Origin of the sequence: Paenibacillus polymyxa (assembly GCF_015710975.1) — a bacterium.
In the GTDB taxonomy this organism is placed as follows: Bacteria; Bacillota; Bacilli; order Paenibacillales; family Paenibacillaceae; genus Paenibacillus; species Paenibacillus polymyxa.
Genome location: NZ_CP049783.1, coordinates 554,268 through 574,213 on the forward strand (window position 1 = coordinate 554,268; position 19,946 = coordinate 574,213).

Annotated in this window: 5 protein-coding genes; all 5 read right to left on the reverse strand. The window is 49.0% G+C overall.

All coding sequences use genetic code 11. The annotated features are described in order from the left end of the window. Window positions 1-38: 38 nt before the first annotated feature. Genes G7035_RS02835 through G7035_RS02855 form a run of 5 tightly spaced genes read right to left on the reverse strand, consistent with a single transcriptional unit; the run spans window position 39 to window position 19,894 of the window. On the reverse strand, window positions 39-4,073 hold the full coding sequence (locus tag G7035_RS02835; RefSeq protein ID WP_019686388.1) for a type I polyketide synthase: 4,035 nt from the start codon (window positions 4,071-4,073) through the stop codon (window positions 39-41). A gap of 3 nt (window positions 4,074-4,076) precedes the next feature. Further along, entirely contained in the window at window positions 4,077-6,101 is a 2,025-nt protein-coding gene (locus tag G7035_RS02840; protein ID WP_019686387.1) for a non-ribosomal peptide synthetase, read from the reverse strand. 5 nt (window positions 6,102-6,106) lie between these two features. Continuing rightward, a complete protein-coding gene (locus G7035_RS02845; protein ID WP_019686386.1) occupies window positions 6,107-7,318 on the reverse strand; it encodes a pyridoxal phosphate-dependent aminotransferase in 1,212 nt (403 codons plus the stop codon). Between the two features lie 31 nt (window positions 7,319-7,349). Beyond that, the gene (locus G7035_RS02850; protein ID WP_019686385.1) at window positions 7,350-12,272 is read right to left on the reverse strand and encodes a condensation domain-containing protein; all 4,923 of its coding nucleotides are present in this window, start codon (window positions 12,270-12,272) and stop codon (window positions 7,350-7,352) included. Further along, a complete protein-coding gene (locus tag G7035_RS02855) occupies window positions 12,269-19,894 on the reverse strand; it encodes a non-ribosomal peptide synthetase (protein ID WP_019686384.1) in 7,626 nt (2,541 codons plus the stop codon). Before G7035_RS02855 ends, G7035_RS02850 begins: the two co-directional genes overlap by 4 nt. Window positions 19,895-19,946 lie beyond the last annotated feature (52 nt).

A 19,946-nucleotide genomic window follows, 5' to 3' on the forward strand; every position in this document is an offset into this window, starting at 1 on the left:
CTTTCACTCCTCACCTGTTAGCCCAACACAAAGCCGCTTTATTGTTCAGCCTCAGCAAAATGACGTGGTAATATCGGAATGATATCTTCCTCTTCAGAACTGCTGCGATTGGATTCATCGATCCAACTTCCCAGCCCGGCCACCGTCGGCTCCTGAAAAAAGACCTGAATCGGCACATCTATGGCCAGCTGGTCTTTGATTTTAGCAATGACACTCATCAGCATCAGTGAATCTCCATTTTCAAAAAAGTCCTGGTGTATGCTAATTTCCTCATGTCCTAGCACCTCGCCCCAAATCTGACCTAGCTTCCGTTCTGTTTCCGAATAGACCTCTCCGTCACGGCCGATCAAGGTCACTTGGATGTGAGACTGCATGTACACTCCAGTGTTGGCAAGCTTTGAGTTCGGCTGTAGTGTATGAAATAGCTCTTCCTCAAAGGAGACAAATTTAGCACCCAGCTTCACATTTCGCTGAATCATATCGTTCAGAGCCTCATTTGAAGTAATAAACTGCTTCAGCTCCTGATAGGACTCCAGCAGATGGCTGTAGACTTCTGACTCTTGCTCGTTATGTCCCTGTGCTTGCTCTGTAATTTCCTTTGTTAAGTCTGGGGAAAAGTGAACCTTGAGCAGCGTCAGCACTTGAGCCAGCTTCTGGCTGCGAATGTTGGCGATGACCGCTTGGGTCAGTTTATATTGCAAAAGCCGATCAAGCAGCTTTCCATAGTCCTCGGACGAAATCGGCTGAGATAACATCCGTTGATCCATCAGTTCGTTCGGTGTATCCCCCATCTCCAGATCCGACCAGTTGATCGCCATCACTTCCATGCCGCGACGGCTCTGATAGTGGGCATACTGATCCAGAAATGCATTCGCAGCAGCATAGCTGCCCAAACCTACGCCTCCCAGTTGCGAAGCCACTGACGAGAACAGAATGTAAAAGTCCAGCGTCTGCTCCTTGGTCACCTCGTTTAACACCCATGTTCCGGTCACCTTGGCTTCCATGGTTCGCTGAAATGCGGCGGTATCCATCTGTTCCAGACGAACCTCCTCCAAATGCATCGCGGCATTAATAACCCCATGAATTGGACCGTAACGTGCATGTATATCCTCAACGACCTTCTTCATGGAAGCCAGGTTCGTGATATCAGCTGCGTAGTAGCTAACCTTGGAGCCAAGGCTTTCAATCTCCAACATTTGCCGGATTTTCTTCGCAACCGCAGAAGTGTCCGGTCCCACAGCTTGTTCCTGCCAAGTTCCCCGGTCTGGAAGCTCTGTCCGATTGACCAGCACTAGCTTTACATTGGCCTTGCGGGCAAAATAGCGGCAAGTCTCCAGTCCTACCGAACCGGCTCCCCCGGCTATCAAATAGACACCGCCCTCGCGTAGCGTAATTTTGCGGCGTGGAAGGGCTGCAAGCCGCATCCGTTCCAGCTGTTGTGTATACCGCTGACCGCCACGCCATGCTGAACCTTGATCTGCTTCATCCCGATTCAATTCCAACATGATTTCCCGAGCGATGTCGGAATTCTCCCGGCCAATCGTTTCTACATCCATACAGCTGCAACGGTGCTGGCTATATTCCTGTGAAACGACCTTCATCAATCCCCACAGAGGCGCTTTTTCCGGGAACACATATGTATCCTCCGCTACGACCAGCTGTGCGTAGTTCGAGACGACCTTGATTTCCAACGAGCGATGAATCGAACTTGCTTGCACTGCCTTCATTAAATAAAAAAGACTTAAAACTCCTTGCTCCTGACTTTCATTCAAATCATCGAGTTGTCGCATGCGACTGCGAATTTCAGTACATGTCCACAGATGCACGATTCCGGTAAGCTCTGCTCCTCCTTGCGTGTCGGTCTCTGCCACGGCTGCAAGCAGCTTGGCATAATCCTCCGCAAAGCTAGGACGAATCCGATAATGTCCCGGATCTACGGCCGAAAAAGCAGATGCAGCCTCTACAATGATCGGCGTTTCTCCTTGGGCCTTCATCAACTCACCAAGTGAATCAGCGACCCCTTCTTCATCCGCCAGAATAAGCCATGACTTCCCGGCAGAAGGCCGCTCAGGGAGGGTAGAAGCCGGGAGAGGACTGGCTATCCAATTCAGTTCATAAAACCAATGATCCACCTGTTTCTCCGGTTCAGATTTCATGGCTGGAGAAGTCGCTTCGTGCTCTAGCGCATGCTCGGGAATATACTCCACCCAATGCCGCTTGCCTGAAAATGGATAGACAGGCAAAGGAACACGGCGCCTTTGCTCCAAATCATGCAGGGCAGCCCAATTGATCTCGCTACCTTGCATATATTCATCTACAACCTGTTCCAGACTGGTGTCGGGCTGCACCTTAAAGCTTTTCTCTTCACGGGTTGTCAGACGGGTATAATAAATCCTCTCTCCCGCCAAAGCTGGACGCACAGCTTCATCTGCGTTTGCAAAACGCTCTATCCCTTCCCTAAGCTCATCAAGGCTTGTAGCTACAATTGCAAGCCGATAAGCATAGTGCCCGCGTCCCTGATTGCTTGTGAAACAAATATCTGGCAGTGTATGAGTTGTACGGTCCAAAAAAGTACGGTAACGGTCAACCAAAGCATTGAAGGAAGCTTTGCTCTTGGCAGACAACGTAAATACGTACGGCACGTCTTCTACACTGGCGGACAGGCTCCGCTCATCCTGCTCATATTCTTCTAATATGACATGGCAGTTGGTCCCTGCCAGACCAAAAGCACTGACCCCCGCCCGCCGTGGTACTCCTGCCTCCGTCTCCCATGGAACCAGCTCTGTATTCACATATACAGGCGATTCAATGAAATTAATGTGCGGATTCGGCTCGTTAAAATGTAGGGTTGCCGGAATCTCCTTCTTTTGCAACAACAGCACCGTTTTGATTAGACCCGCAATACCAGCTGCGGTGTCCAAATGACCGATGTTTGTTTTTACCGCACCCAGAGCACAAAAATGCCGCTTGTCCGTGTAGCTGCGAAAGGCATTGGTAATGCCTTCGATCTCAATCGGATCACCTAGACGAGTTCCTGTACCGTGAGCCTCGATGTAGGTTACTGTTTCAGGGGGTATGCCCGCATTGCGCCAAGCTTCCTTCATCAGCTCCGTCTGAGCCAAGGCACTTGGGGCGGTAATACCGTTGGACTTTCCATCTGAATTCATGGAACTCCCTTTAATAACGGCGTAGATATGATCCCGATCCTTCTTGGCCTTTTCCAGCGTCTTCAGTACAATGACTCCAAATCCCTCGCCCCAGACAGTTCCATTCGCTGCAGCATCGAAGGTACGAGCGACAGAATCAGGAGAAGCAATGCCGATATCCACCAGCCCCTCGTCTACAGGAAACAGGGTTAGGTTTAGTCCTCCAGCTACAGCCATGTCGCAGTCTCCAGTAATCAGCCCTTTAACCGCATGATGTACAGCAGCCAAAGATGCCGAGCAAGCAGTATCAATCAGATGACTGCCGCTGGCGAGATTCAGCAAGTAGGCCACCCGACTGGCTACGACTGAAATGGTATTGCCGGGCAAAGCATAAGGCTCCATGTTCTGAATCAGCTGCAAGTAGTCGGCATCTGTATCCCCTACGTACACCCCGGTCCGTGAGCCATACAATTCCTTTTCGGCGTATCCAGCATCCTCCAGTGCTTCCCAGGTAACTTCGAGGAAAATGCGCTGCAAAGGGTCCATACAACGGGCTTCCGCTGGCGTGATATTAAAATATTCTGCATCAAAACGGTCAATATGGTCCAAATACGCTCCTCTGCGATACTTAATCTCAGGGGCATATCGTTTACCTTTAAAATAATCTCGAATAGGCCGATCTACATCCGACTTGCGACTTTCCGGAAATTCTCTTACGGCATCCATGCCGTTTACGAGATTATCCCAAAATTCATCCGTTCCATTCGCCCCCGGAAAACGGCAAGCCATCCCCACAACAGCAATATCATCGACTTTTACCGTTTTGGCCTCATTTTCGAATAGCTCTTTTAGCATCGGTAGAGCTTCTGTTTTGGAGAGATGTTTTGCAGCCACCTGAGCTAGCAAGTAATTCTGAACCCGTTTCATATGTTATCCCTCCTTCAGATGGTCCAGCGCCCGTATAGACTGGCTTACATCCAGTGAGCCATCTTCAATTTGATCCAGCAGGCTCATGAGATCCTGATCCAGCTGTTCGTCATCCTTGGATTGATTTTCAAAATGATTCATATACGCTGCAATCGTAGGATAGGAGAACAGCTCAGCGACCGTCGCCTTGCTGCCCAGCGCGTGTTGCATCTTACGATGCAGTCGAACAATCGAGATGGAATTGCCGCCGATTTCAAAAAAGCTGTCATGGATGCCGACGTCCTCCGGACTTATATTTAAAATTCCGGCCCAGATTTTCGCCAGCATATGTTCTCTCTCGTTACGGGGCGCCACATATGCGGTTGAACGATGAACTCGCCGCTCCGGCTGTGGCAGATTTTTGCGATCAATCTTTCCGTTAGGAGTAAGCGGCATCTCCAGCAGTTCCATAAAAAATCCTGGAATCATATACTCAGGCAATAATTCACGCAGGTGAGTTGTCAGATCATCCACTTCAAGCCCTTTTTCCAGCGATGTAAAATAACATAAAAGATTGGTTACACCAAACTCATCAGTTTGGGCAACTACAGCCGTTTCCTTAATCCCTGGAAAGACAGATACAGCCCGTTCCACTTCTTTCAGTTCTACGCGATATCCTCGCACCTGAACCTGATCATCCTTACGTCCGCTGTACTCCAGGATGCCATCTGGTCGTAACAAGCCCAGATCTCCCGTACGATATAATCTTTCACCGGTTTTGGGATGCTGGGTAAAAGCCTTGTCAGTGGCTTCCGGCTTATTCCAGTACCCCGCCGTCAGACCAATTCCGCCGATACAAATTTCGCCTTTGACCTCAAAGGGGCACAACTGCCCCTCCTTATCCAAAATATAGACATGCGTGTTCGCAAGCGGCCTGCCTAATGGAATACTCAACTCACCTTCAGCCGGAGATGCATCAATCAGGTAACAGGTTGCATAAATAGCTGACTCGGTCATGCCGTAAATGTTGGCAATCTTGGCTTCCTGGAACGTGCTGTACCAGTCTCGCACCCCATTGACGAGCAAGGCTTCGCCTCCATTGAATACCCACTTTAGTTCCGGCAGCGGATGGTCTGTCTCATCGGTCGGAATCGCATCCAAAAAGAGACTCATCTGGGCTGGAACAAACTGGGTAATGGTAACCTTGTCATCTCGCAGCTGTTCATAGAGCCTTTGTGGATCTTTGACCGTATCCGAACTGAAAATGGACAGCTTGGCTCCATAAATCAAGGGCCAGAAGAACTCCCATACCGAGTCGGTGAAGCTGGCGGAAGTCTTCTGCGCAATCACATCTGCTGCGGCCAGACAGAAAGTATCCTGCAACCAAAAAAGCGTGTTCAGCACAGCCTTATGCGTCATCATGACTCCTTTGGGATCTCCTGTGGAGCCTGAGGTGTAAATCAGATATGCCAGATCATTTTCACAGGCAGGACAGTGCCAAGAAGCCTTTCCCTGGTGCTCCCAATCCGATCGTTGATACACAGTCAGCTTATCTGTTTGCACCTTTGTTTCGTCGAGGCAGACAGCGGTCGTCATACTCTCCGGCAAATCTTCCAGCATCGTCTGCAGCTTGGCAGACTCGGTGATCAGCACACTGCAGGCACTGTCGCGCAGCATATATTGAATCCGTTTTTTCGGATAATCCGGATCAATAGGTACATAGGCCGCCCCTGCTTTTAATACACCGAAAACAGCCACCAAAAGCTCAATTCCCCGTTCCGCTACCACCGCTACCCGCTGGTTAGGCCGCACACCTACTGCGTACAGTAGGCGGGCCATTCGGTTCGCTTGTTCCTCCAGTTCGGCATATGTGATGGAAGAACCATATTCTTCAATAGCAGTATGCTGAGGGGTTTTCGCGACCTGACGGACAAACAAATCAGGAATCGTCAGCTGTTCCTCATAAGCCTTGCTGGTCTGATTCATCTCCGCAATGACGCGTTCCTCATCTGCCGATAGAATTTCAAATGCATCAAAATCAAGATCCATAGGAGCTACTCCTGAACCGGAATTGCAGCAGATCCAGCCGATTGACCTACCAAGCTATTTGTGAAAAAGTCCACTAATCGGTCTATGCCTTCGTTGTATCGCGTTGTAGAGTAGGACAGGCGCAGCATTTTCGGTAATCCAAAATCAGAACCCGGCACTGTCGCCACTTGTTTGGCTCTCATTATTTGTTCCGCCAACTCCAAACTCGTCTCAATGCCGTGCTCGTCCATGTACTTTTCACAATCGAGTGTGAAGTAAAAGCTGCCTTGAGCAGGAATGGCACGTACGAGTGGAACCTCATTGAACCGCTCTACCGTATAATCCCGTCTTGCTTTGTACAGGCTGACCAGTTGCTCAATCTCTTCGGGATGCGCCAATGCTTCCAGCGCGCCAAACTGCACGACAGGGTCGGCTGTCAACAAGGTATGATGCTGTATGACCGTAAGCGGTGTGACCAGCTCGTCAGGAACGATACAGTAGCCAACGCGCCGACTGTACATCCGGTATCCTTTGGAGAAAGCATTCGTCGTAATAAAAGCTGATTTGGTATCCGTCAGCTCCAGTACCGAGGTGCTTCGTTCATCAAAGCAAACATTGGCATAAATCTCATCATTAATGACTACAGCCTGTCCGTCGATGATTTCATCAATGGCGTACAGTTCTTCTTTCGTTAAAATATTGCCTAACGGATTGCCAGGCGAATTAATTACCACAATTTTGGTTTTATCCGTGAAGTTTTCCCTGAAGGAATCCAGATCGAGTGCCAGCGTATCCAGATTAATATCATAGTAGCGAACGTTCGCCCCTACCAATTGAGCGCAGAAATGATACAGGGAATAATACGGACGCGGCAGCAGTACCTCATCCCCTTCTTTCGCTAATAAATAAAACAAATTCCGGAACAAGGCACTGGTGCCCACATTAATCAAGATATTGTTAGGGTTAATGTCCAGATCGTAGGTTTTCTTGTATTCCTCCGCCAAAGCTTCCTTTAATTCCGGCAAGCCCGGTGGGAATACAAGCGAGCTTTTTTCAAAGGTATCTAATGCATCCTTCATCGACTGAATAATATCCTCGTGCAAAGGTAGCTCGGATTTTCCCAAGGTCATCCGAATGACCTCCTTGGAGCCGTTTTTCTCAAATTCATAAGCCATTTGATCCAGAACGAACATTAAAAACCGATTGTCGTAAAATTCAATAGATGATCTCAATTCCATTTGTAATTGCCTCCTTTGAATGAAACGCACGTTAATGGGATACTTTGGACAGGCTAGACACACTACCAGCAATGGTCTTGATTATTTTGTGATACCTCTCCAACATAGAGTGAACATAAGAAGATTCCAGCAAAGCGGTATTCCACCTCAGGGAACAGGTCAGTCCGGTTGTTAATCTCACAACAGACAGTTGCAGTGCTGCTGGTTCTGAGGGATATACACGTAATCCCACTTCCCCTACCACAGGTAAAGAGCTCGTGCAGTCCTCTTCGCAAAAGATGACGTTAAAACGGGTGGAATACTCCGCCCCGCTCTTCAATACATTAGGGTCCAGCAGCAAATGAAACGGATATAAAACGGCTTGAAGTGCAGCTTGATACTTGTCCTTCACTTTTTCTAGCAAAGGATTAAACGACGAAAGCCCCTCCATTGAAACTCTGACTGGCACAGGATACTGGATACGTAAAGGTATTCCACTCCCCTGCACCGGATGTCCCTCGGGATGAACGACATGGATCAAAAGCTCCTCCGCCTGCGTCAATTGCCGCAGCAGCAAGAAATAACATGCGAATAAAATGTCCGTAACACTACTATCATGACTGGAGGCAAAAATGTGTAAAGCTTCAGTCTCCTGTGTGGCAAGAGCCACTTCAATGGAATCCCACTCAGACGTTACAGAAGCATCTTCTCCTCGTTTGAACGGCAATCCGATTTGAGGAAGCGGATTTCGTAAAGCTTCGGTCCAGTACGCTTTTTGCGGCTCCAAATATCCTTCCTGCAACAACTGATGCTGCCAATAGGTAAAGTCAATCTGCGGGATTGACTGAAATGTGTGGACTGCATCTACTACCGAATCCGTAACAGCGGCGGAATAGCGGATAAACAGTCGTTCCAGCCAATCTTTCATGTCCAGACATTCCATTAGTAATGGATGAACAGCCACGATCAATTGGCACCGTTCGTTGTTGTCACACCCCAAGCACACCCGATACAGCGGCCCTTGTCGTGGCTCAAACGGGTTACGATACTCGGCAGCCACACTAGAATCCGCCCAAGAAGCCGCATCCTCCTCTATGACATCCGTGAATGTGTAATCCAACGGTAAGTGTCCCTGTACCTGCTGAACTGGTCCTTGCTCCTCTTCGTGAAAGGTTATTCGGAGTGTGCTGTGTTCGGCTTGCAGTTCTTCCAACACCCTGACAAATAACGTCTGATCCACCTTGCCTGTCCACGCTGCACGAACGATCACATGAGGAGTTGATCCCCGATGTCGCCATAACTGCTTTTGGTAAAAAGATAAAGGATGCCACTCAGCCTCTGGTGGCGGGCAAATCGGAGGAATCGCAAAAGTGGAGTCCTTTACCTGCCGCTGCCGCCTCATGTTCTCCGCTTCTTCAGGTGAAAAAATCCGGTACTCTGCCAAAGCTTGTTCAGGCTGGTCCAGAATCTGGTCGATCAGGCTGAGCAAGTGTCCTGCAAGTGTAGTGATTGTCTGTTGGTGAAACAAGCGGGAATAATACTCAAAGGTGCAATTTAGCTCTCCCTGCATCCCTTGAAAAATGTCGAGCTTCAAATCCATGGTTGAGCTGTGTTTGGCCCAGTCCACCATGTCCAGCGTCACATCTCCCATCGTAAATTGGGTCCTCTGCATCCCCTGATTATGTAAAATAAGCATGGTGTCAAAAATAGGGTTGCGTGAAAGATCACGTTTCTGATCCAGGTGCTCCACCATCTTTTCAAATGGATAATCCTGATGATCATACGCAGCTATAGTCCGATGAGCCACCTCCTTTAAAAAGTCTGTAAAGCAGCGCTCTCCTGCCGGGGTATTACGGATAGGTAAATAGTTCGTAAAAAGACCTATCGTATGCTCTACCCCCGTATAACGTCTTCCAGCAATGAGAGAACCTACAATGACATCCTCCTGCCCTGTGTATTGATACAGCAGCACATTGTATACAGCCAAAAGCGTCATATATAGCGTAGCCCCATGTTCTTGTCCCAGGGCCCGCAAGCGGTCAGCAGCCACCTTGTCAATCGTGAACGAATACATGCCCCCTTCAAAAGTCATCACAGGCGGCCGTGGATAATCACTGACCAGATTCAAAACCGGTAGACCCGCCTCCCGCCCTTCCGTTAACGTCTTCAGCCAAAATTGCTCCTGTTGCAGCATCTGCTCGCTGTGCAGAAAAGCATTTTGCCATACTGCATAGTCCTTATACTGAATACGTAGCGGTGGCAAGCTCTGCCCGCTATAAAGACTGGTAAATTCCCGAATGAGGATTTCCATGGAAACACCATCTGAAACAATATGATGCATGTCAAACATCAGCAAATGCTTGTCCTCTTCATCACGCTGATCCGTTAATCGCAGCAAGCATACACGAAGTAAAGGCGCCTCTCCCAAGGAAAACGGCTGTACAAATTCTTCCATCAGCTTTTGCACATCGGCTTCTTCTGAAGCCACTCCCAGTGATATCGCAAGCTCAACTTCCGGAAGAACACTTTGCACAATTTCATCCTCTGCGACATCAAACACTGTCCGAAAGGATTCATGACGATGAATGATCGCAGCAAATGCGTATTTTAAGCGCTCCACGTCCAAACGCCCAGTGATCATAGCCGCTCCGGGCATGTTGTAGCTCAAATTATCTTCTGCCAGCTGCTTTAGAATAAACTGACGCCGCTGTGCGTTGGATACGGGGTAAAATGCTTGTGGAGACACTGGTTCGATAGACGGGTAATCCGTTGTTTCTCCTCCTGAAACAAGCTGGGCAAGCTCACGAATACAAGGGTGTCCAAACAAATCAACCAATGTAATTCTCGTGTGGAACACCTGACTGATGGCTGTAATCAGATCCGTAGCCAGCAGTGAGTCTCCACCCAATTCGAAGAAATCAGCATCTATAGAGAGCTCGTCAATACCCAAAATCCGTCCCCAAATGCGTGCCAGCCTGTCTTCCGTTTCCGTCGGAACATACCCGTCAAGAAAGGAAACACGTACTTCGTTATAGGCTGGTACCTGTTCGTTACGACTACTACTTCGACGTTGGATCGGCGGCTCCACCCAGTAGCGCTGCTTGTCCCAGGCGTATGCAGGCAAAGGAACTTTGACACATCCACCTGTCGAATAATCCTCCGACCAGCGTCTGTTCTCTCCGTTAACATATCGCCGGGCAATCATTCGTGCATCTGTATCCAGCCTCATTTCTGCCAGGGGCAGGGGCTCGCTATATATAGTGCAAAAAATCCCCTGTTGCTCCAGCCCTGTTCCATCCTGATAGACCAATGCGTTATAAGCCTGGCGCAGCTTTGAGCAAAGACTGATCCGATCCGAAACTGGAATTGCCAATCGATAAGCATGATGCTCTCTGCCCGTGTTCAGGACATAACAGATATTTTCCAAAGGTGGAATATCGTCACTCTCCAAAAAATCAATATATCGGGCAGTCAATCTTCGCAGCGAATCCTCACTATATGCCGAAAGCGTAAATACTCGTTCCTCACCGCAGGGTGCATCGGAGGACGATGATAATGAGGGCCTGCTGCCTTGATACTCCTCCAGCACCACGTGACAATTTGTACCGCTTAGCCCCCATGAACTGATACCCGCTCTCAGCGGAATCCCGTCCTCACTTCGCCAATCAGCTAGCTTTGTATGAATATAGACCGGAGAACTATGCAAGTTCATCAACGGATTGGGATACGCAAAATGCAGGGTAGGCGGAAGTTTTTTACGCTGTAAAGCCAGAATCATTTTAATTAGCCCTGCCATGCCCGAGGCCGAATCCAGATGACCGATATTGCTTTTGACTGAGCCGATTCCACAAAATTGTCTTTTTTGCGTATACCTGCGAAAAGCATTTGTAATCCCTTTGATTTCAATCGGATCTCCAATTTTGGTCCCTGTTCCATGAGCCTCAATGTAAGAGATCGTCGACGGATCAATGCCTGCACGCTTCCAAGCCTCTACAATCACTTCTTCCTGGGCTCGGGCATTCGGGGAAGCCAATCCGTTGGAGGCACCATCCTGATTGATAGCACTTGCTTTAATCACCGAGTAAATATAATCGTGATCCTTCTCAGCTTGTTCCAGTGGCTTGATTAGAACAACGCCACAACCTTCACCCCATCCCGTACCATCGGCATCAGCATCGAAGCTGCGTGATTGTCCTTGCGACGAGGTGATCCCAAGCCCTCCCGGTTCCAATCTGGTGGGTAAAGCGCCAATGGCTACTCCGCCCACCAAAGCCATACTGCAATCTCCAGCAAGCAATCCTTCACATGCAAGATGCAAAGCGACAAGAGAGGAGGAGCAGGCGGTCGCTACACTGAGTGCAGGCCCAGATAGATTCAAGGCATAAGCCAGACGGCTTGCGATCACGGGCGGAAAATTCCCGACAAAAGCGGTGGATGAATCACTTTCGATCAGCTCCTTGTACCTCGCTTCACTATAGCCGACATATACGCCCATCCGTGAGCCACGGATACGTTCTCCGCCATAACCTGCATCCTCAATGGCCTCATAGCCGGTTTCCATAAACATACGCTGCTGTGGGTCCATATATTTGGCTTCCCCTGGAAGAATATTAAAGAATGCAGCGTCAAACGTATCTATTTCGTCTAGATAGCCTGCTGGCATATACGGCCCTTGATTGTGTTCATCCAAAAAAGGACGGATCAGTTCCAAACGTGAACTTGGAAACGTTCGTATCCCATTCAGACCATGGACCAGATTGTTCCAATATTGCTCCTTGGTATCTGCTTGCGGGAATCGTCCAGCTACGCCGATGATGGCTATATCCCTGTTGCGGTTTATCCCCTCATGGACTGCAGACGATGACGCAGCTTTGAGCTGAACTTGATATTGCTTGATCAGAGAATACGCATGCTCTTCGGATAATTCCTGTTTGGCTACAAGCTGCAAAATGGCTTCAACAAACGTATCCCTCATATGCTTTCATATCCTTTCATAGCCTCATCCACTGAAATAGCGTCCTCCTTTACCCGCTTGATCAGACTCCGCAAATCCTCATCCGCATGGTCAAGGTCAGAAGCTTTGACCGATGATTGCGGGCCTTCGGTTATCACTTCTCTCGTACTGGCAGCAAGCCTGCCTTCTATAAATTGCGCCAGCTGTGAAACTGTACCGTATGAGAACAGGTCTCCGGCCTCCACTTCAGGATCAACCCGTTCATTCAGAAGACTCAGCACTTTTAAAATAAGCAGCGAATCCCCACCAATTTCAAAAAAATGTTGACTCACATCAATTTCTTCGTATCCCAGCACCTCGGCCCAAATTTGAGCAATCTGCTGTTCCAATTCTGTGTAAGGTTCTGTCGGTTTCCCTTTCAGACTGACCTTCACATCTGTCACCAAACGGTTAGGCTTGACGAATGACGGAGCTCCTACCTCCTTGGTGAATAGCGGTACAGCTCGTCGTCGATCCGTCAGCATATCCGGTGCAAGCTGAATTTTCATCATCGGCGCCCATTCACGGAGCTTCTGTGTATCAAACTTGCCGATGGCCACTTGATCCAGCGGACAAGACAAGCTCATGTGGAAAGCAGCCAGTGCATCCGGTACAGGCATATAATCCATACAGCCTGGTCCTGTAAGTCCCTCCCATGCGTACCAGTTGATTGCCAACGTCGTTTGCCCCCGCATGTTCCGCTGTGCGCTGAAGGCATCCATAAAAGTGTTGGCAACCGCATAATCCCCACCGCCAGCTCCGCCCCATAGCGAAGCTACCGAAGAGAAGAGAACGAAGAAATCTGTCTCTTGCTCAGCAAGAAGCTTATCCAGTACTAACGTGCCATGAATTTTGGGGCAAAGTACCTTCCCAAAGTCATCCCTATTCTGAACTTCCAGCGGACGGCTGGTATCGCCGCTAGCTGCTGCGCAATGAACCACTCCTTTAATGGGGCCAAAACGAGCTTGCACATCTTCAAAAATCAGCTGCACCTGCCTAAAATCAGACACATCTCCCGCGTAGTAATGGACCTGTGAGCCGTGTTTTTCCATATCTACAAAGGCTGACAACTTACGATAAGTTGCAGCATCAGCTTGTCTTTCCACCGGATCATGTATAATTTGTGACCAATGCTCTTTTTCCGGCAGCTCTGTCCGATTCAGAATGACCAGATGGATCGGGGCTTGCTGGGACAAATACCGGCAGACCTCAAGTCCCAAGCCTCCTGCACCACCAGTCACGATATACACCGCACCCGGACGAATGGTGACGGAACGCCGAGCTGGAATATTCGGATGATTCCGAGTATCCGGGGTGCTTACCATGTCCGATTCCAGACGGGCCATGCCTTGGATATATCGTTCCTGACGGATGACAACGAACGAATCTGTTTTATTTTCTTGCAGCTCGGTCATGATCAGATCCGCAACTTGCTCCCTCGTGTGGTGGATCGTATCAACATCCAGTCCGAAACATTGCAATTGTGGATGCTCCTGAGAAATAACCTTCACTAAACCGTGAATCGCAGATTTTTCAGGTGATATATACTGTTCATCCGAAATCCGCTGTGTAAAGTTCGAGACCACTCGCAAATCGAACGTTTCATGTAAACCCTGATGCAGTAATGCTTTTGTCAGAAAATAAAGGCTATAGACACCTGACTCCAAAGCAACATCAACAGTTTCAATATTGACTGGAGTTGAAGGGGGATCTGTGCAGGTCCAGAGATGAACGATACCGTTCAAGCGCTGATTCCGTTGTCTCAGTTCACTCATGAGTTGAAGGTAATCTGCTTCTACACCCGCTCGGATGGTGTATTGATGATGGCTCTGTTTTTCAAACATCTGCCCCATCTCTATGGTCACCACCTGATGGTCAGAATGCGTCAAGCGAAGCGCCAGCTCGTCACCAATTCCCAGCTTGTCTTTAAAGATTAGCCAGTTTCCCTGAACTAGTGCACCTTCTCTTGTCTTCTTCAGTTCTTTTGGAGTCCAGCGAACACGGTACATTAAATCTTCGATTGTACTCACCTGTGCTTGTTCACTCATTCGACCGATAATCAGTGCGGTCTCAGCCTTAGTACGGTTTGGCAAACGCACAGGGAAGGTCCGTACTTCCGTGAATTGCTCTTCCTTCAACAACTGCTCCCATGTTTCCGTCGGAACCAGTGGAGAATCCTTTCGTATATCCTGATCTTCGAACAGCCACCATCCCTCTGTCATTCCCCACACGAGATTTTCCGCAGGCTCGTTCTGCACCTTTTCGATCATAAACAGGGCTCCACCAGGGGCAAGTACCTTTTTCAACTGAGACAAGGAGGTTCGTAAACGGCTCGTGGCATGAATCACATTCAGACCAATAATGATATCAAACTGTTCCGGCACAAAGCCTTGTGCCAAAGGATCCTCTTCAATATTAAAAGTCTGATATTGAACAAACGGATACGCTGCAAACTGCTTTTGTGCTTCCAAAATGATGCCCCGTCCCAAATCGGTATAGCAATACTCCACTTGGAGACCTGCTATGACTGGAAAAAGTACCTTACCCACCGTTCCCGAGCCAGCCCCGACTTCCAGAATGCGGAGCCGTTTTCCCGCTTGTGCTAAAATATGCTGCTTTAATGCGTCCAGCGCCATCGTCTCACACAGATCGCCCAGGGTACGTCCCTGATTGGCAAAGCCCGCCAGAAATTGCGATGTGCCATCGGGAAACAGTACACTCAAAGGCGATCTTTTCCCCGTTAATACAGCCGGATAGGCGTCCAGACAATACTTCAACACCTTGAAGGTTCCAGCAAATGCCGGATATTGCTCGATGTATTGGGTACATAACATCGACAGGTCGGGAACTGACTGATCAACGGTCAGCATTATATTTTCACCGTCCAAGCGTACGTGGCCCTGCTTCTCTACGAAACGCAGCATGAACCGGAAGAGACGCTGATATGTGGAGGTGATCCCTATCGTATGCAGCATTTCAGACTCTTTGTATACTTTTCCAGGTTGTGTGAGCGTCCCCCATTGCCTGAATAGTTCGATGATAAGCTGGGCCGCAAATTCATCAACCGCCTCTTTATATCCCTGGACTACCGCGAATCCGCTCTCCTCCAATAACCGTTCACCGAATTGAAAAACCATCTCGGTAGCCTGCCAGAAATCAGGAGCTCCCTTCTGCGTGCCAGCGATCAATTCCGCACTGGCTGGTACATCCGGTGATTGCTGAACTTTAGGTTCAACCCAGTAGCGCTTCTCTTCAAACGGGTAGCCTGGAAGAGGGACACGCACCCGGTTCTGTCCGCGATAATAGTCATCCCACTCCAGCTCACTGCCCTGCATATAAGCCTCCACCAAACGTTCCAGTGATTCCGCAGGTTGGACTCTGTACGGCGCTGGATTTCCCCCTGTTTTGCCTATCGTATTTACGTATATTCGTTCGCGATCTAGTAATATGGAAGCCGCATTTTGATCGCCCTGCTCTGCAAACAGCTTGAGTTTACGCTGTAATTCTTCCTGCGAGCTGACGACGGTAGCCAAACGATAAGCATCGTTTCCACGACTGATATTGGTGCAGTAACAAATGTCTGCCAAAGCTTCGTGGTTATTTCCCAAATAAGCCGCAAACCTCTCGGCATAAGCGTAGAGCGCTTGTTCGGTCCGGGCAGACAAAGTGAACAAATATTCTTCGCCCGGAGGCGGAGCTTCTCTTTGGAGCGTATATTCCTCCAATACAACATGGCAATTCGTTCCGCTCAGACCAAATGAGCTTACACCTGCACGACGAATCCCGCATTCAGGCATCCATTCCTGAAGTGACGGAGCGACATAAACCGGAGAATTGACAAAATCAATATGCGGGTTAGGCACTTTAAAATGAAGGGATGCTGGAATCTGGCGTTTGGTCATGGCCAGCACTGCCTTCATAAACCCGGCAATCCCTGCTGCTGAATCCAGATGCCCGATATTGCTCTTGACCGATCCTACCGCACAGAACTGTTTACGATTTGTATAACGTCCAAAAGCCCGCGCAATGCCTTCCATTTCAATAGGATCGCCTAGCTTGGTGCCTGTTCCATGTGTCTCGATATATGAAATTGTCTCTGGATCAATCCCCGCGCGCTTCCAGGCTTCCTCAATCACATCAGCCTGCGCAGCGGCATTAGGAGCGGTCATTCCGTTGGATCGCCCATCCGAGTTAGCCGCGCTTCCTTTGATCACTGCGTAAATATAATCACCATCAGCCACGGCCTGCTCCAGTGACTTGAGTACAACAGCACCTACTCCTTCGCCACCACCTGTACCGTCCGCCGATGCGTCGTACGCTTTCGTCTTGCCATCAGGCGCGGCGATTCCCATATTGAAGAGATTTTCATCTACCATCGACAGGTACAAATTGACACCGCCAGCCACAGCCATTTCGCAGCTACCAGACGTGATCTCCTGTACCGCATGATGCACAGCCATGAGTGAAGAGGAACAGGCCGTGTTAATGACCTCTGCCGGGCCTGTCCAATTAAAGACATAAGCAATTCGTCCGGCAATCACAGCTTGTAAATTCCCCGGTATAGCAGAGGGCTCAATCTGTGGCATCAGGTCCAAATATTGCGGTGTACCTGTTCCTACAAATACTCCCGTCTTCGACCCGTACACCTCTTTTTCCGAGTATCCCGCATTCATCATTGCTTCCCAAACAACCTGTAATAGCAGGCGCTGCTGTGGGTCCATCATTCGTGCTTCATTGGGAGCTATATGGAAAAACGATGCATCGAAGCCATCAATTTGCTCCAGATATGCCCCTTGCGGCAACGATCCTAGCTGTCCAGCTACATTATCTGAACCATGAACTATATCCTGTAACCGATGAGTTGGAATGTCGCGAACAGCATCCACCTCGTGACACAGATTGTCCCAGAAGGCATCGCAACTGTCCGCCATAGGAAAACGACAAGCCATGCCAATCACAGCAACATCACCGTGTCTTCCCTTGGCTCCAAGCTCAGCCCTGTGGATATGTTGCCGTCTTGTATCCATTTCGCGAAGGGGTTTGATAGGTTTCTCCACACCGCCGGACTGAATGATTTGGGCCTGCATCGCGATCGTATGATGTGTAAAAAGCTGCGGAATGGTCAGCTGAGTCTTCAGTAAATGTTGGATTCTGCTTTGCAGTCGCACGATAGACAACGAGTTGCCACCTGCTTCAAAAAAACTGTCCTCCACACTAACGGCAGGCACGGACAGCAACTTCTTCCAGATATCCGCGAGTTGTTCCTCCAACTCATTACGTGGTGCCACATATGCACGAGTATGGACTACTCCAATCCGTTGCAAAGGCAGCGCCTTTTTATCCACCTTGCCATTTGCCGTGACAGGCATGGACTCCAGACAAACTACATGTGCCGGAACCATATAGTCCGGTACATATTGCTTCAGGTACAATTGGATGTCATTGGTTCCTAACGGAGATGCTTTCGAGGTCTTCAGCCTCTTCAATGTATAAAAGGCTGCGAGTTCCTCGGTGTGCTCTCCTGATCCATGCGGGATGACCACCGCTTCTTTGATAGACGGATGACTTCTGAGAAGAGACTCAATCTCTCCCAGTTCCACACGCATTCCTCGGATTTTAACCTGATCATCCGATCTGCCTATAAATTCCAGATTATCGTCTGGCAACCATCTCACCAGATCGCCTGTTTTATACATCCGCTCTGTTTGGGTTCCAAACGGGTTCGGCACAAAGCGTTCGTCCGTCAAGCGTGGATTGTATAAGTATCCTCGCGCCAATCCAGCTCCAGCGATGAACAGCTCTCCAGTCGCCCCAAAGGGCAGCAAGCGTTGCTGTGGATCTAGAACATACACCTGATAATTTAATAGCGGCTTGCCTATGGGTAGAGTTGCCCGTTGCTCTACAGGTTGGCATTCATACAAAGTCGTATTAATAGCCGCTTCTGTCGGGCCGTAAATGTTAAACAGCTTGTCTATGTTCAGCTTATCGCGTAATTGCTGTACCAGTTGCCCGCTACAAACCTCACCTGCCATGATGATAAAAGCAAAGGGATGCTCAATATCCGGTGCCTGCTCCAACAGCACTTCCATTAGTGAAGGTACGGTATTTAACACATTAATCCGTTCCTTCCGTACCAATCCCCAAAAGGCGCTTGGATCTGTCTTGGCTTCTTTTGAAACCAGGTACAATGTCCCTCCGGTAGCTAAAGGCAAAAAAATCTGCTGCACAGAAGGATCGAATGTGAATGGAGCCATCAAAACATGCCTCAACTCTTCATGGAAATCATAGCTATGTTTCAGCCCAGCCAATTGATTAACAATATGTCGATGCTCTATCATCACGCCTTTGGGCGTTCCAGTCGAGCCTGATGTATATATGACATACGCCATATGATCAGGTCTGCCTTGAACTGGCAGATTGGATGTCTCGCCTGTATAGAAGGCGGGACTGGACAGATCAAGCACTGTTCCTTGAAAAGGATGGGCATCCACATACTCTGACGGTGAGATCAGCAACTCCATCCGACTATCCGTAAAAAGCTGCTGTACCCGCTCTGCTGGAAACGCCGGATCTATCGGACAATACGCCCCTCCTGCCTTTAGTACCGCCAGGATTGCCACGATAACTTCCACCGTCGGCTCAGTCATGATGCCGACAATATCATCTGGACCCACTCCATGACGTTGTAAAGCACGGGCAAGTTGATTGGCTCTTGCATTTAGCTCTCTGTAACTAATGCAATATTCTGCTTCGACTACAGCAGCTTGCTCAGGCGTTTGTACCACCTGTTCTTCGAACAACTGATGCAGCATATTCACATCCGTCAGTTCTACAGCCGTCTGATTTAAGCCCTTTACTAGAAGCTCTCGTTGCTGTGGAGCCAGCATATTTGCCGCATCATCCTCCAGAGAAACCGCTGATTTCTTAGGCCATTGAGCCAGAACATACAGCAAGTTGGCAGCAAAGGATTCAAGCAAGGACATCGAGTACACCTCAGGTCGATAAACGAGTTGCAGTATCCGACCTTCTTCTTCGTTCGGTACAAGCTTGATTATCAGATCGAATCGATCCAGGTCATCGACCGCCGTTTGTAATCCCTCATCCACACATGCCAGTTGCCACAGTTCTTGCAGCTCTCTTCCATGAAGAGATGTCCACTTGTCATAGAGAAGGGACAAAGAATTGGCCTGATGGTTCAATGTTCGGGAAAACTCGGCCTTCATGTCTTCGTTTAGCTCACGCCACGTTCGACTTCCTTGAACCCGAGGCTTGAGAAAAAGCAGACTCCCTGGCTCGGATTGGGCCTGTACAAGCGTCGTCGTGCCAATACATATATCTTCTGACTGCGAATAGCGATGGAGTAGCCCTGACAGCGCCGTCAGAAACAAAATAAAACGTCCCAGTTCCGAGCCTTTCGACATTTGATCCAGTTGGCGGATTGTCTCCCTGGGAATAACCCGTTCTAACGTTTCTCTGCGTGCTCCCGGTTGATAGTTAGACTTGCTTTTGCTTACAGGCAATAATTCCCGCGGCAGATCTTGAGACCATTTTTTCATCCAATATTCTTCAATGATCCGGTCTTTCAGATGCGTACTCTTGTCCATACACACTCCCCTCTCTGTCAACCGTTCCCGGCCTTCATGAGCTGACGAATCC